This is a genomic window from Micromonospora sonneratiae (assembly GCF_042679305.1).
Lineage (GTDB): Bacteria > Actinomycetota > Actinomycetes > Mycobacteriales > Micromonosporaceae > Micromonospora_H > Micromonospora_H sonneratiae.
Genome location: NZ_JBHTMP010000108.1, coordinates 1 through 14,190, shown reverse-complemented (window position 1 = coordinate 14,190; position 14,190 = coordinate 1). Strand labels below are relative to the sequence as shown.

General features: G+C 69.9%; 16 protein-coding genes and 1 pseudogene. 4 read left to right on the top strand and 13 right to left on the bottom strand.

Annotated features, from left to right (window positions below):
- The first annotated feature begins 264 nt into the window (after positions 1-264).
- The 4 genes and pseudogenes from ACFQ4H_RS33405 to ACFQ4H_RS33390 all read left to right on the top strand — a co-directional run bounded on the left by ACFQ4H_RS33405 (position 265) and on the right by ACFQ4H_RS33390 (position 1,848).
- Positions 265-652 (top strand): annotated as a pseudogene (locus tag ACFQ4H_RS33405) (ArsR/SmtB family transcription factor).
- A 17-nt stretch (positions 653-669) separates the two neighbouring features.
- Entirely contained in the window at positions 670-1,191 is a 522-nt protein-coding gene (locus ACFQ4H_RS33400) for an SRPBCC family protein (protein WP_377579024.1), read from the top strand.
- Positions 1,188-1,595 (top strand): VOC family protein, encoded by a 408-nt coding sequence (locus ACFQ4H_RS33395; protein WP_377579022.1) that lies wholly within the window; start codon positions 1,188-1,190, stop codon positions 1,593-1,595. Before ACFQ4H_RS33400 ends, ACFQ4H_RS33395 begins: the two co-directional genes overlap by 4 nt.
- A gap of 31 nt (positions 1,596-1,626) precedes the next feature.
- Positions 1,627-1,848, top strand: a complete 222-nt coding sequence (locus ACFQ4H_RS33390) for a hypothetical protein (RefSeq protein ID WP_377579020.1) — start codon at positions 1,627-1,629, stop codon at positions 1,846-1,848.
- Positions 1,849-2,465: 617 nt separating this feature from the next.
- On the opposite strand, the gene ACFQ4H_RS33385 is transcribed toward ACFQ4H_RS33390, so the two are convergent.
- The 13 genes from ACFQ4H_RS33385 to ACFQ4H_RS33325 form a co-directional block, all read right to left on the bottom strand.
- Positions 2,466-4,010 carry a MinD/ParA family ATP-binding protein gene (locus tag ACFQ4H_RS33385; RefSeq protein WP_377579018.1) on the bottom strand — a complete coding sequence of 515 codons (1,545 nt, stop codon included), beginning with the start codon at positions 4,008-4,010 and terminating at the stop codon, positions 2,466-2,468.
- A 137-nt stretch (positions 4,011-4,147) separates the two neighbouring features.
- Complete coding sequence (locus tag ACFQ4H_RS33380; protein WP_377579026.1) at positions 4,148-5,026, bottom strand: RluA family pseudouridine synthase; 879 nt, start codon at positions 5,024-5,026, stop codon at positions 4,148-4,150.
- A gap of 77 nt (positions 5,027-5,103) precedes the next feature.
- Positions 5,104-5,727 carry a signal peptidase II gene (gene lspA, locus ACFQ4H_RS33375; RefSeq protein ID WP_377579016.1) on the bottom strand — a complete coding sequence of 208 codons (624 nt, stop codon included), beginning with the start codon at positions 5,725-5,727 and terminating at the stop codon, positions 5,104-5,106.
- A gap of 64 nt (positions 5,728-5,791) precedes the next feature.
- Complete coding sequence (locus ACFQ4H_RS33370; RefSeq protein ID WP_377579014.1) at positions 5,792-6,211, bottom strand: TraR/DksA family transcriptional regulator; 420 nt, start codon at positions 6,209-6,211, stop codon at positions 5,792-5,794.
- Positions 6,212-6,564: 353 nt separating this feature from the next.
- Positions 6,565-8,070, bottom strand: coding sequence for a potassium/proton antiporter (locus tag ACFQ4H_RS33365; RefSeq protein ID WP_377579012.1), 1,506 nt, complete (start codon positions 8,068-8,070; stop codon positions 6,565-6,567).
- A gap of 21 nt (positions 8,071-8,091) precedes the next feature.
- The gene (locus tag ACFQ4H_RS33360; protein WP_377579010.1) at positions 8,092-8,403 is read right to left on the bottom strand and encodes a DUF167 domain-containing protein; all 312 of its coding nucleotides are present in this window, start codon (positions 8,401-8,403) and stop codon (positions 8,092-8,094) included.
- A 10-nt stretch (positions 8,404-8,413) separates the two neighbouring features.
- Positions 8,414-9,064 carry a hypothetical protein gene (locus tag ACFQ4H_RS33355; protein ID WP_377579008.1) on the bottom strand — a complete coding sequence of 217 codons (651 nt, stop codon included), beginning with the start codon at positions 9,062-9,064 and terminating at the stop codon, positions 8,414-8,416.
- 46 nt (positions 9,065-9,110) lie between these two features.
- Complete coding sequence (locus ACFQ4H_RS33350; RefSeq protein WP_377579006.1) at positions 9,111-9,914, bottom strand: DivIVA domain-containing protein; 804 nt, start codon at positions 9,912-9,914, stop codon at positions 9,111-9,113.
- 42 nt (positions 9,915-9,956) lie between these two features.
- Positions 9,957-10,268 (bottom strand): YggT family protein, encoded by a 312-nt coding sequence (locus ACFQ4H_RS33345; RefSeq protein ID WP_377579004.1) that lies wholly within the window; start codon positions 10,266-10,268, stop codon positions 9,957-9,959.
- A gap of 23 nt (positions 10,269-10,291) precedes the next feature.
- Complete coding sequence (locus ACFQ4H_RS33340) at positions 10,292-11,002, bottom strand: cell division protein SepF (RefSeq protein WP_377579002.1); 711 nt, start codon at positions 11,000-11,002, stop codon at positions 10,292-10,294.
- A 193-nt stretch (positions 11,003-11,195) separates the two neighbouring features.
- Positions 11,196-11,942 carry a YggS family pyridoxal phosphate-dependent enzyme gene (locus ACFQ4H_RS33335; protein WP_377579000.1) on the bottom strand — a complete coding sequence of 249 codons (747 nt, stop codon included), beginning with the start codon at positions 11,940-11,942 and terminating at the stop codon, positions 11,196-11,198.
- A gap of 9 nt (positions 11,943-11,951) precedes the next feature.
- Entirely contained in the window at positions 11,952-13,070 is a 1,119-nt protein-coding gene (gene ftsZ, locus ACFQ4H_RS33330) for a cell division protein FtsZ (RefSeq protein WP_377578998.1), read from the bottom strand.
- 321 nt (positions 13,071-13,391) lie between these two features.
- The gene (locus ACFQ4H_RS33325) at positions 13,392-14,105 is read right to left on the bottom strand and encodes a cell division protein FtsQ/DivIB (RefSeq protein WP_377578996.1); all 714 of its coding nucleotides are present in this window, start codon (positions 14,103-14,105) and stop codon (positions 13,392-13,394) included.
- Between the last annotated feature and the right edge of the window lie 85 nt (positions 14,106-14,190).

Genomic DNA, 14,190 nt, shown 5'->3' with positions numbered 1-14,190 from the left:
GGGCATGTTCGGTACGCCGGGTGCCGCCCCTGGTCCGGCCGCCGCCACGGCTGGCCCGGCCGGGCCGGGGCTGACGGGCGACGGTGCGGCCCCGACTGGTCCGGTGTCATCCCGGGCACTGTCGTCTGGTCGACCCTGTCCGGCGGATTCCGAGCTCACCCGATGATCCTCTCAGGCCGCGCCCGATCCTTGGGGGCCGGACCGCCGCAAGCGTCGCCATCTGCTTGACATCCGACGTGGACACCTGTAGAAAACCAATCGGTTATCAAACCGGAAGGTTATGAACCTGATGAGTCCCGACCTGCTCGACGCCACGTTCACCGCACTCGCGGACCCGACCCGGCGAGCGATCCTCAAGCGACTGGCGGCAGGTGAGGCCACCGTGACGGAGTTGGCCGCACCGTTCGACATGAGCCAACCGGCGGTCTCCAAGCACCTCAGGGTGTTGGAGCGCGCCGGGCTCGTCTCCCGCAGCCGCGACGCACAGCGACGCCCGTGCCGACTCGAAGCCCGCCCTCTCAAGGTCGCCGCTGACTGGCTCGAGGACTACCGCAGCTACTGGGAGGAGAGCTACCAGCGGCTCGACGCCCTGCTCGACGAGCTCAAGGCCCTCGACGCCCTCAGGGCCGAAGACGAGAACCACAACCGATAGGCGGTCGAAGGTCAGTCATGACGAAGCCCGAACCCGTGACCGTGACGACACCGACGGACCGGCAGATCGTACTGACACGCAGCTTCGACGCCCCATGCCAACCGGTGTTCGACGCATTGACCAGACCCGAACTGCTCATCCGCTGGTTCGGTGCGCGTGGCTGGAATCTGGTCGTCTGCGAGGTCGACCTACGCGTCGGCGGTGCCTGGCGTTTCGTTTCCCGGGGCCCGGACGGCACGGAGATGGGGCACGGTGGCGTGTATCGGGTGATCCTGCCACCCGGCCGCCTGGGCTACACCGAGCGGTACGACGACCAGTCCTATCCCGGCGAGACCCTGATCAGCCACGAACTGGTCGAGCGGGACAACCGGACGACGTTGACCAGCACCGTGCAGTACGCCACGCCGCAGGGCCGTGACCGGGTACTCAGATACCCGATGCAGCGGGGCGTCAGCGAAAGCTACCACCGGCTCTCCGAACTGCTTGCCGAGTTGCTCGATCGACCGACCGGAACACTCGAAGGAAGGAGAACATCATGAACTGGACGCTGGAGGTGGTGGTGGTCCCCGTGACGGACGTGGACCGTGCCAAGGACTTCTACGCCCGACAGTTGGGCTTCAACGTCGACCATGACACCACGATCAGCGACGAGGTACGCGTCGTCCAACTGACGCCGCCCGGATCGGGCTGCTCGATCGTCATCGGGAAAGGTGCCGTCCCGGAGATGCCACCGGGCTCGCTGCGGGGCCTGCAACTGGTGGTCGCCGACATCCACCGCGCCCGCGCCCAACTCGTCGAACGGGGCGTGGCGGTGAGTGAGGTCCAGGTGCTGGGCGAGAACCCGAGCCCCACCTCGGACCCGCTCGACAACGTCGGCTTTGTCTTCTTCTCCGACCCGGACGGCAACGCCTGGGCCGTACAACAGATCTCCTCCCGGGGCTAGCGTCGCCTGGAATCTCCCACCTGGTGGGTTCGTGCCCCCGTGGCGCGTGTCCGCCCCGGAGGCACCGGGCTCCTGGGAGGGTCCGGACCCGGTGTCGACGGCGCGGTTGGGCACCGCCCAGATCACGGCCATGCAGCAGGCGTTCATGCTGGCCCGGCATGTCCACAACGACCGACTCATCGACGCCCTCAACCGTCTGCCCCTCAGCGGTGGTGGTCTTGGGGCAAACCCCATGGGATGCCTGTCGAGCTGATATCGCGAACGACTCAGGTCTGGACGGATCCGGGCCGGCAGAGTAGTCGACAGGTCTCCGATGCCGACGGTCGTATCCCTGGCCGGTTGTATCCCTGGGCCAGCTGAGCGGAGCTGCCCAACCCCGCTGAGAAACGGGAGAGCCCGCTGCGGAAGCTGTCGAGCTGCCCCGTCTGTGCTTCCGCTTCGCCCCGCCTCGGAGATCTCCTTACGCTTCTCGCCGAGTACTGCCTGGGCAGTGCTGGTGCCCTCGAGCCGGACCACGCCAGGTGTACCGACGTCGAACTGACCCGGTTACCGGTCGTCCCGATGATCCATCCCCGTGGCCCGTCCCCGTGGCCCGTCCCGGTGGCCCGTCCCGGTGGCCCGTCCGTCCCGTTGACCTGCCTCTTTTGCGCGCCCCGGGTGCCCCGTTTGCGTGCCCCGTTTGCGCGCCCCGTTTGTGCGCCCAGCTCGACAGTCTCGGTAGACCTTCCCCGCCGTGCGTGGATCCGGTGGGTAGCGACAACCAGTGCCCCGTGTCTCGGTCGGCGCCCGAGCTGTCATGCGCGATCATCGGCCGGCCATCGTCCGGCACGCTGCCACGGGCCGATGCTGCGGAAGCGCCCGCGTCACGGGTCAACGAACGAACGGCTCCAGCATCACCGACGCTGCCCGCAGCCACGCGTCCCGGGTGGACTGCTGCAACTGTCCGTACTCGATCGACGAACCCACCTCGAGCGCCGGGTCGTACGGCACCACCGCGACGGCCCGGGTCCGGGTGGCGAAGTGCTTCTCCAGGTCGTCCTGCAACGGCGAGCGCCCCGGTGTCGGGCAGGAGAGCAGCGTGACCGCGTTTGCGGCCAACTCCCCCATGCCCACCTCGTGCAACAGGTCGAGCATCCAGTCCGCGGTGAACGCGGCATCCTCCCGGGGCACGGTGGTGAGCACCAACTGGTCGGCCGCACCCAGCACGGTCTGCCAGTTGACGCTCTCCACGTTGTTGCCGGTGTCCACACAGATCACGTCGTGGGTACGGCGTAGCAGGTCGAGCACCCGGCGTACGGTGTGCTGGTCGAGTTGCTGCGCGAAGCGCGGGCTCTCCTCCCCGGCCAGCACGTCGTACGACCCGTCGGAGGCGTGCCGCAGGTAGTCGTCGAGTCGTTCGGTCAGCTCGGCACCGTGCCGGGCCTCGACCTCGATCAGGTCGGCGATGAGGTGCCGGATGGTCCGGGCATGCCGGGCGCTGCCGGCGCGTAGCCCCAGGGTGCCACGCAACTCGTTGTCGTCCCAGGCCAGCACCCCGCGCCCCCGGACGCTGCCGATGGTGGCCGCGGCCAGCACCGTTGCCGTGGTCTTGTGCACGCCGCCCTTGGGGTTGGCGAAGGCCAGCACCCGGGGCGACCCGAGATCGCGACGCAGTACGCTGACCGCCCGGTCGACCTCGGAGTCACGGCGGGCCTCCCGCCGCTCCAGCAGCCGACGCGGATAGATCATCTCCCGGGCGGCGCTTCGCGGCTGTGGCTGCGGCTGCGGCTGTGGCTGCGGCTGCGGTGGTTGGCTCGGCTCGGCCCGATAGCCGCTGCTCTCCAGCGCCGCGTAGCGAAACTCGGTGGGAGCGGCATACCCCGGCTCGGCGTACCTGGTCTCGGCGGGACTGACATAGCCGGGCTCGGCCGGCGGGGTGTAGCGGGGCTCCACCGGCGCGGTGTAGGCCCGTCCGGCTGGCTGGGAATAGCCGTCGGCCGGCCCGGCATAGCCCCGCTCGGTCGGCGCGGACGGCGGCAGCGCACGCCGCGGCAGGGCGGGCGGTTGCGGCTGGGGCTGAGGCGGCACCGGTGGGACGTAGCGGGGTGCCCGGTAGCCGTTCTCCAGCAACGCGAAGCGGGACACCCCCGGCTCGGCCGGATAGGCGGAGGGTTCCCCGAGCTGGCCCAGGTCGGCTGGGTAGCCGATGCCCGTCGGCTGACCGGGCTGGCCGGCTCCGCCGGGCTGACCAGGGGCAGCCGGTGCCTCACCGGGTGCTCCCGCCGAGCGTCCTCCACCGAGCCAGCGACCGCCGCCGTCCCGGCCTCCGCCCTCGTCCTGTTCACCGCCTCGGCCCAGCCGTGCCCGGTCTAGCAACGCACGCCAACGCGGTGCCGGTTCCCCGGGCCGACTCCAGCCGGTCTCGGTGCCGTCCACGGCTCACCCTCCCCGCGCCATCGGTCCCCGCCTGACAGGCTACGAAGCAAACCCTATTCAGGCCACACCCCAACATGCACGTCGCAGTCGAAACAGCCGATCCACGGGGTGATCCCGGCCGCTCCTGCCAGGCCTGATCAGTCCTGCAGCAGCGCGAGCGCGTGCGCCAAGTCGTCCGGATAATCGCTGACGAAGCGGACCTCCTCCCCCGTACGGGGATGCAGGAAACTGAGTTCGCGGGCATGTAGCCACTGCCGGGTTAGCTTGAGCCGGGCAGCGAGGGTGGGATCGGCACCGTAGGTCAGATCGCCCACACACGGGTGACGCAGGGTGGAGAAGTGCACCCGGATCTGGTGGGTACGCCCGGTCTCCAGTCGTACGTCGATCAGGCTGGCCGCCGGGAACGCCTCGATCGTGTCGTAGTGGGTGATGCTCGGCTTTCCACCCGAGACGACCGCGAAGCGGTAGTCGTGGGTGGGGTGCCGGTCGATCGGCGCGTCGATGGTTCCCCGCAGCGGGTCGAGGTGCCCCTGCACGATCGCGTGGTAACGCTTGTCCACCTCGCGCGCCTTGAAGGCCCGTTTGAGGAGGCTGTAGGCCTGCTCGCTCTTGGCCACCACCATGATGCCCGTGGTGCCCACGTCGAGCCGGTGCACCACCCCCTGCCGCTCGGCGGCCCCGCTGGTGGCGATGGTGTGCCCGATGGCGGCCAGTCCGCCGATGACGGTCGGGCCGGTCCAGCCGGGGCTGGGGTGCGCGGCGACACCGACCGGCTTGTCGACCACCACGATGTCGTCGTCGGCGTACACCACCTTGAGGCCGGGCACCGCCTGCGGTGTGACCCGGGGGGCAGTTGCCGGGGCCGGCAGCGTCACCTCCAGCCAGGAACCTGCGGTGACCTTGTCCGACTTCGGCCGGGGCGTGCCGTCGACCAGTGCGTCGCCCGCCTCCACCAGGGCTGCGGCCACCGTTCGGGAGAGCCCGAACAGGCGGGACACCGCCTGGTCCAGCCGCATTCCGTCCAGGCCGTCGGGGACCGGCAGGGAGCGGCGGTCGCCCGCCGGGCGTACCTGGTCGGGTCCGTATGTCGAGGTCACGCGCGCTCCCGCTCTTCGTCACCGGCGCTCGTCTCGGCGGCGGCCTCGCCGTCGCCCGATCGGATCCTGGTGCCGTCGCGCTGCCGGCCGGTGAATTCCAACAGGACCGCCAGCACGACACCGCAGACCAGCGAGCTGTCCGCGAGGTTGAAGATCGGGAAGACCTGCCCGTACGGGTCGAACACGCTGACCATGTCGACGACGTGTCCGACCAGTACCCCGGGGGCCCGGAAGATCCGGTCGGTGAGGTTACCGAGCGCGCCACCCAGCACGAGTCCCAGCGACACCGCCCACGGTATGGACCGCAACCGCCAGGCCATGAAGCCGATCCAGCCGAGCACCACCGTCGTGATCAGCGGGAACACGAAGGTGTAGTCGGATCCGAGGCTGAACGCCGCGCCGCTGTTGCGGGTGAGGGACAGGTAGACCGCCCCACCGAGCAGTCGTACCGGTTCGCGATCCTCCAGCGTGGCCAGCGCGAGGTGCTTGGTGCCGAGGTCGGCCAGCCAGGCCAGCACCGCAATCACCGCAAGGATCGAAACCGCACGCCGTCGGGACGGACGGCCCGGTTCGGTGGGGTCGGGTCCGGCGTCGGAACCGGCGGGCCGTGCTGCCGTCATCTGCTCCCCATCGGTGTTCAGCGGTCGTACCTTCCGTCCGTGTCGGAAGGCTCGCCTCCCGCGCCTAGCGTCGCTCCTCCAACTGCTTGCAGGTGACGCAGAGCGTCGCGGACGGGAAAGCGGCGAGCCGCTCCACCGGAATCGGGTTACCGCACTTCTCACACCAGCCGTAGCCGCCCTCGTCGAGCCGCTCCAGCGCCCGCTCCACCTGCGTGATCCGTTCCAGGATGCTGTTGGCGAGAGAGATCTCCTGCTCACGCTCGAACGTCTTGGTACCGGTGTCGGCCTGGTCGTCCCCGGCCGAGTCGGTCAGCCGGTCGCGCTGCAGCTCGGCGATCTCGCTCAGCGTCTGATCGTACTCGGCTCGCAATTCGTCGCGCCGTGCCGCCAGGGCAGCCCGGATCCGCTCAGTCTCCGCGACACTGCGGGAGGCCTTCGTCGCCGCCTTGCGGCTGGCGGTGTTGGTGTCGGCTGGCTTCGCCATCGTCGCTCCCTTGGCCGCGGACTCCGCGGCGATCGGCGGTGCCTGGACAGGTTCGCCGCCTGTTCGGCAGCCGGCCGGCGAACCCTGTTGGACAAGGCCACGCCGGCTGACGTGGCCCCATGGTGGTGACGTCGGCGGCGGTACGACCCCGTTCGCGCCCGGTCCCCCGACTGGACTGCCCTGGTCCGCTTGGCCATGGCGGCCCCAGTTGCAAAACGGCGCGCGGCGGGAAGCCACGCACTCCGAATTGGCAAGAATACGGAACGTACATGAATCCGACAACATGCCGCACCGATGTGCCCCGGAAAGCCCGAAGTAATTCCCTAAACCAGGGCAAAGCGAACGCTAGCAGATCAATCGCCGCGGTCGTCGCCATACTCTCCAAACCACCGCGCCAACCGTCCCCGCCGACTGACCGCCCGGAGCCGACGCTCGGTGGCGTCCCGCGCCTCGAAGGTCGCCACGATCAACAGGCTGTCACCGGTCCGGAGTCGGGTGTCCATCCCCGGCACGAAGCCGACCTCGTCACGCAGCACCAGGGTCACCGACGCTCCGACCGGCAGCCGCAACTCGTCGAGGTGCACCCCGGCCAGCCGGGAACCCGGCGGTACGTCCAGTTGGAGCAGATCCGCCCGCATCCGCTCCAGTGGCGCGGTCTCCACCCGAAGCTCGGTGGCCTCGGCCGGTGCGGTCACCCGGAGCCACCGGGCCACCGGCGCCAGCGTCCAGGCCTGCAACAGAGTGAAGATCACTACGAGTACGAAGACGACGTCGAAGAGGCGGGCTGCCTCGGGCATCCGCTGGGACAGCGGGATCGTCGCCAGCACGATCGGTACCGCCCCGCGCAGTCCCGCCCACGACAGGAACACCTGGTCCCGCAGGCCGACGCCGAACGGGGTCGCGGACAGCCCGACCGACAACGGCCGGGCCAACAGGACCAGTGCCAGCCCGGCCACGATGGCCGGCACCAGCGCCTCGTCCAGCCGGCCCGGGGTGACCAGCAGGCCGAGCAGCACGAACAGACCGATCTGCGCCAGCCAGGCCAGCCCGTCGGCGAAGCCGAGAATTGCCTGGCGGTGTGGCAGTCGGGCATTGCCCAGGAGTACACCGGCGACGTAGACGGCGAGGAATCCGGAGGCATGCAGTACCGCCCCGACCGCGTAGGCGAGAACGGTCAGCCCCACCGCCGCGATCGGATACAGGCCCGACGATGGCAGAGCGGCCCGGCGCAGCGCCCACCGGCCGCCGACCCCGACCACGAAGCCCACCACGGCACCGGCGGCAAGCTCGTAGACGGCCAGTAGAGCGTCCTGCCACCACGGATGCACGGTGTCCGCCGCCATGGTGGACAACAGGACCACCAGCAGCACCACCGGGGCGTCGTTCATGCCGGACTCGGCCTCGAGGGTGGCCACCAACCGGGGCGGAAGCCGCAACCGGCGCAGTGTGGCGAAGACCGCCGCCGCGTCGGTCGAGGAGAGCACCGCGCCGTAGAGCAGGGCCAATCGCCAGTCCAGTCCGAGCAGGAAGTGGACCGCAACTCCAACCGCCACGATGCTGACCACCACGCCGACGGTCGACAGCACCGCCGCCAGGCCGAGTACCGGCCGCAACGTACTCCAGCGGGCGGTGAGACCGCCCTCGGCAATGATCACGATCAGGGCGCAGAAGCCGAGGGTACGGGTCAACTCGACACTGTCGAAGCGGATGCCGAGACCGGACTTGCCGATCGCCATGCCGAGGGCCAGATAGACCAGGAGGCTGGGCAATCCGAGCCGGGTCGACAGGCGTACCGCCGCGACTGCGACCAGCAGCACCGTCGCACCGAGCAGCAGGGCGATTTCGAGGCCGTCGGTCATGGTCGCCCCGGCCGGACCGGCTCAGTCCACGGATCCGTCGCGCAGTTGGCGCAGCCGTACGTCGATCGTCGCCCCGGGGCCGTTCACGTGGAAGAGTTTGTCGCGGCTGGCCGCCCCGGCCCGTAGCTCCACCGCCCGGGGCCGTACCTCCAGCGCCTCGGCCAGCGCCCGGCGGGCCGCCTCGGTGGCCCGGCCGTCGACCGCCGGTGCGTTCACGGAGATGACCAGGGCGGGTCCGTACGGCCCGTCGAATCGTCCGCCGACCCGGGCCCGGGCCGCGCCGGGCTTGACCCGGACCGCGACCGTCGTCACCTCGTCACCTGCGCGGGACATGTGGCGGCACTCAGCCGTGCTTGAGGTCGGCCAGCAGCACGGCGTCCGGCTGGCACCGACCACACGGGGTGAAGCCCAACTCGACCGCTTCGGCAACCGCCAGCGGTTCGCTGTCGCGTCCGTACAGATGCGGACAGTCGGCCAGGTGGTAACGCGGCCGGCCGTCGACCACCAGCACCTCGGCGGACAGCCGGGCCACCCGGGCGGCGTCAGCCGGCGAGACCTGCTGTTGGGCCGGTTCGTCGGCCGGGACCTCGTCGTCGACCGGAGCGGTCTGGTCGGTCCACTCGGGCACCGATCCGGGCGGTCGCTGCTGACGGTCGAAGCCAGTCCCGGCCGAATCAGGTCGCTGCTGGCTCGGCACGGTCACCTCGACCGTCTCCGGCCTGTACGGCGGGGCCGCCTCGCTCATTCCGGCCCCGGTCCGACTGTGGGACGGCGACCAGGTGTGGTCGTCACCATCCACGTCGGTGGGCCGGGCACCGGAACCGTGATCAGCGTCGGTACGCGCGGCGGCCCGACGGGCGCCCACCACCAGTGCGACAGCCGCCAGCAGGCTGGCCGCGATGGAACTGATCAGCAGCACGCTCGAACCAGCGGCCAGACCGGCTACCAGCAGCGTGACGGCGACGAGGATGAGCAGCAAACTTCCGACTATCACGGCTCACCCCCGCCGCATCGTTCCGGCTCTCGTGGTGGTCGGTGGATCAGCGACCGGCTTCGAGTGCGCCGGACCGGCTGCCACCGTAGGAGTTGGCTAGTCCCGCCGCCGCCAGGCTCGCGGAGCTGCCACCGGACCGATTGCCGTCAGCCCGGGTCATCTCCACCTCCAGCCCCTGGCCACGGCCGTCAAGGTCACGCAGCTGGCTCTCCAGGTACGCCTTGAGCCGGGTGCGGTACTCCCGCTCGAACTGCTTCAGCTCCTCGATGTGCTTCTGCAGTGCGGTGCGCTTGGCGTCCAGGCCGCCCATGGCCTCCTGGTGCCGCTGGCGGGCGTCGCGCTCGAGCGCGTCGGCCTTGGCCCGCGCCTCGCGGGTGACCTCGTCGGCCTTGGAGCGCGCGTCGGACAGCAGCTTGTCGGCCTCGCGCCGGGCGTCGGACACGTGGTCGTCGGCCGTACGCTGCGCCATCATCAGCACCCGGAGGGCCTGCTGCTCGCCGTCGCCGCCCGGCACCGGGCCGGCCTGCGCACGCACCTGCTCCAGCTCGGCCTGCATCGCCCGGGCAGCCTGCTCGGCGGCTGCCTTGTCGCGCTGGACCCGGTCAAGCTGGGTCTTGACGTCGTTGAGCTCAGCAGCCAACCTGGGGTCGGCACCCGGGCCGGCTGGAGCGCCGCCACGGCCACCGCGCTCCACCTGGGCGCGAAGCTCATTGTTCTCTTCGATCAGACGGGCGAGCTCACGCTCGACCTCGTCCAGAAAGGCGTCGACCTCCTCCTCGTCGTACCCCCGCTTGCCGATCGGCGGCTTTTTGAAGGCGACGTTGTGGACGTCGGCCGGGGTAAGCGGCATCGAAACTCCTCGGGTCAGTTGCGGCCGCGTAGCGCGCTGGTGTCACCAGTTGTTCGACTGGCGGATCAACGGCTCTAACACGAACTCCATCAGCACGAACAGGATAACCAGGAGCACAAGGGAGGCCAGGTCGATGCTCACGGTACCAATTCGCAATGGTCGGAACACACGCCTCAACGCCTTGAGGGGCGGATCAGTGACGCTCCACACGGACTCCAGTCCGATCACGGCTCCCCGACCGGGCTGCCAGCGGCGCCCGTACTGCAGGACCGCACCTAGGACAAACCTGGCCAAAAGAACCAGCAAAAAGACGTAGACAAGCAGATACAGGACTTGGAACAGGATCGAAAACACGGCAGGCAAGATCCCTCGGTCGACTAACTCAGGCTGAAGAAGCCACCCTCGGCAATCTTGGCCTTGTCCTCCGCGGTGACCTGGACGTTGGCCGGCGAGAGCAGAAACACCCGGTTGGTCACGCGCTCGATCGTACCGCGCAGCCCGAACGCCAACCCGGCGGCGAAATCGACCAGCCGGCGGGCATCGGCCTCATCCATTTCGGTGAGGTTGATGATCACTGGTACGCCGTCGCGGAAGTGCTCGCCGATGGTGCGGGCCTCCCGGTACGTGGTGGGGTGCAGCGTGGTGATCTGGTAGCGCTGCTCCTCCTCCACGACCACCTGGCGCTCCCGCTCCCGCACCGGCGGTTGCGGCGCAAGCGCCAGGTTGTCCCGGGTGTGGTAGGTCAGGGCCGACGAAGGCTCCGGGGTGCTCGGCCGGGTGATCGAGCGTACGCTGGACCGCTCGACCCGATCGGCCCGCTCCGCGCGGTCGACCTCGGTCCGGTCCAGCTCACTCGCCCGGCTGCTCGACCGCTCGGACAACCGGCTGCGCTCCCCCGGCCGGGCCCTCGGGACCGCCGGCGGCTCGTCATGGTCGTCGTCCTCGTCGGCGAACTCCTCGGCGTACCGGCTCTGCCGGTAGCGCGACTCGCGGTAGCTACCCTTGTCGTAGCCACCCTCGTCGTAGGCCCGCTCGTCGTCCTCCTCGACGAGGCCGAGCCAGACCCCCGCCTTGCGCAGTGCACCCATCCGCGCCCCCTCCGTCCCCGCCGTGCGGCACGCGCCCCCGTGCCCTGTCGCTGTCGCGCGGGTGAGCATTGCAGTGCCCACCGGCTTGAGACATCTCCCCGGGCGCGGCTTTTGAAACACCGCGCCAATGACCCCCGCCACCGGGGAAATGCCGCAAACAACACTGATGTAGTTTGGTCTTTCGCGGGTCAGGCTACCGCAGCGTGGGGCGCTTTCCGAGCAAGGCGCTGCCAATACGCACATGTGTCGCGCCGTGCGCGATGGCAGCCTCCAGGTCGCCACTCATCCCGGCGGAAAGCGCGGTGGCCGTCGGATGGTCCACACGGAACCCGGCCACGATGTCGGCCAGCCGTCCGAACGCACGCTCCGGCTCCCACCCCAGCGGCGCGACCGCCATCAGCCCGGCCAGCCGTAATGGCTGGTGGCGCGCCACCTCAGCGGCTACCAGGTCCAGTCCCCGGTCGATGTCGACGCTCCCGGCGACCGCCCCACCCCGGGCCGGGTCACCATCGATGCTCACCTGGACCAGCACGTCCAGTGGACGGTCCCGGTGCCGCCGGGCCGCTTCGGCCAGGGCTGTCGCCAGTCGGACACTGTCCACCGAGTGGACCACGTCGGCGTACCCGACCACGGAACGGCACTTGTTGCGCTGGAGTTGACCGACGAAGTGCCACCGTACGTCCACTCCGGCCGCCGCCACCTCGGCGGCCTTGCCGGCTGCCTCCTGGTCGCGGTTCTCCCCGACGTCGGTCACCCCCAACCCGGCCAGCAACGACACGTCGCTGGCCGGGTAGGTCTTGGTGACCCCGATCATGGTGACCTCGGAACGGTCCCGGCCGGCGGCGGCACACGCCGCTGCGATGCGGGCACGGACCCGGGCCAGGCTGCCAGCCAGTTGCGCGCGACGTTCGTCTCCGGTCGCGGCGTCTTGATCGGTCATGAAGTTGACTCAGGAACCATTCTTGAGGAAGTCGGGAACGTCCACGTCGTCGAAGAGCACCCGGCGGGGCTGCTGGACCGGCGCGGGCGGCGCCACCGGGGAACCACCGACCGGGCCGCCGTGCGTCGCGGACACCGATCCCTGGCTCGTCTTGCGTGAATCCACGGCCTTGTAGGCCGGCGCACCACCGTCGAAGCCGGCGGCGATCACGGTCACCCGTACCTCGTCACCGAGTGCGTCGTCGATCACCGCGCCGAAGATGATGTTCGCGTCCGGGTGGGCGGCGTCGGTGACCAACTGGGCCGCATCGTTGATCTCGAAGAGCCCGAGGTCGGAGCCACCCGCGATGGACAGCAGCACCCCACGCGCACCGTCCATGCTCTGTTCCAGCAGCGGGCTGGAGATGGCGGCCTCCGCCGCCTCGACCGACCGGTTCTCCCCCCGGGCACTGCCGATGCCCATCAGCGCGCTGCCGGCCCCGCTCATCACGCTCTTGACGTCGGCGAAGTCCAGGTTGATCAGACCCGGGGTGGTGATCAGGTCGGTGATGCCCTGCACACCGGAGAGCAGCACCTGGTCGGCCTGCCGGAAGGCGTCCATCATGCTGATGCCGCGGTCGCCGAGGGCCAGCAGCCGGTCGTTCGGAATGACGATCAGGGTGTCGCACTGGTTGCGCAGCTCGTCGATGCCCGCCTCGGCCTGGACCTGCCGCCGCTTGCCCTCGAAGGAGAAGGGGCGGGTGACCACGCCGATGGTCAGCGCGCCGAGCTTACGGGCGATGTTCGCCACCACGGGCGCGCCACCGGTGCCCGTACCGCCGCCCTCACCACAGGTGACGAAGACCATGTCGGCACCCTTGAGCACCTCTTCGATCTCGTCACGGTGATCTTCGGCGGCGTTCTTGCCGACATCCGGGTTCGCGCCCGCGCCGAGGCCCCGGGTCAGCTCCCGTCCCACGTCGAGCTTGACGTCGGCATCGCTCATCAGCAGCGCCTGCGCGTCGGTGTTGATCGCGATGAACTCGACGCCCTTGAGCCCAACCTCGATCATCCGGTTGACGGCGTTGACGCCGCCGCCACCGATGCCGACGACCTTGATGACCGCCAGGTAGTTGTGCGGAGGTGTCATCGGGGTCCTTTCCCTTCGAGATTGGCGGGCACCGACCGTGATGCGGCCCGGCCAGACCGCGATCGGCGTCCCCTCGGTACGAGGAGAGCGAAGGGTAACCCTCACCCTCTACTAGAGGCTTACAGTTATGTCAACCACTGAAATCTCTCGGGGCAACGTAAGCGCACGTACGGCGGGAACCAAGTAACTCACCGGCGTGTCGCTGCCCCTCGATCACATTCCCGACCCCGATGGGCCGACCGGTCACCGCCCGACCGCTGACCGTCCATGGTGCCGGTACTGACCGTCCATGATGCCGCGCTGACCGTCCAGCATGTCCGGTCAGCGGATCGTCACCACGTCCGGGGCACTCACGTCGATGACGTCGCCCTTGCGGGCCAGCAGTGCGGTCGCCACCCGCGCCTTGGTACCGCCGTCGGTCGGATCACCCCAGATCACCGTACGGCCACCGTGCAGCAGCACCTTGATCCGTGCCGGCCCCTCCACCAGCACCTCGACCAGCCGCTCACGCAGTTCCGGGGTCAACGCGGCGAGTACCTGCAACGCGGACCGGGTCGCGCCGTCCTCCGGCCCCGGCGTCGCGACCCGGATCAGGGGCAACTGCTCCGGTCGGCTGGGCAGCGTCTGGAACACCACGCCGACCGAGTCGACGACGGCGAACCGCTCGCCCTGCGGCACCACCGCGGCCGGCGTCCGCTCGACCACCTCGACCAGCACGGTGTCCGGCCACTGCCGGGAAACCGTCACCCGGCCCACCGGGGCCAGTTCGGCGACCCGACTCCGGACCGCCGCCAGGTCGACCCGGGCCAGCGGAGTGCCCGCGGGCACGTCGGCGGCCTGTCGGACCTGGTCCGGGGTCACCAGTTCGGCGCCGACCACCCGTACCTCCCGGACCCCGAACACGCCGGTGCCGACGACGATCCAGGTCAGCAGGGCGGCCAGGGCCAGAACGGCACCGATCAGCGCCCACGGCAGCGCCGCCCGTAGCCGTCGCTGCCGGGCCCGCTGCGTGAACCGGCGTACCGACGGGGGCACCGCGTCCGGGTTGGCAGTCCAGTTCCCGCTCCCCGGGGCTCGCCGACCGGGGAAGTCGTACGGTCAACTCCCCGACATGGACGGT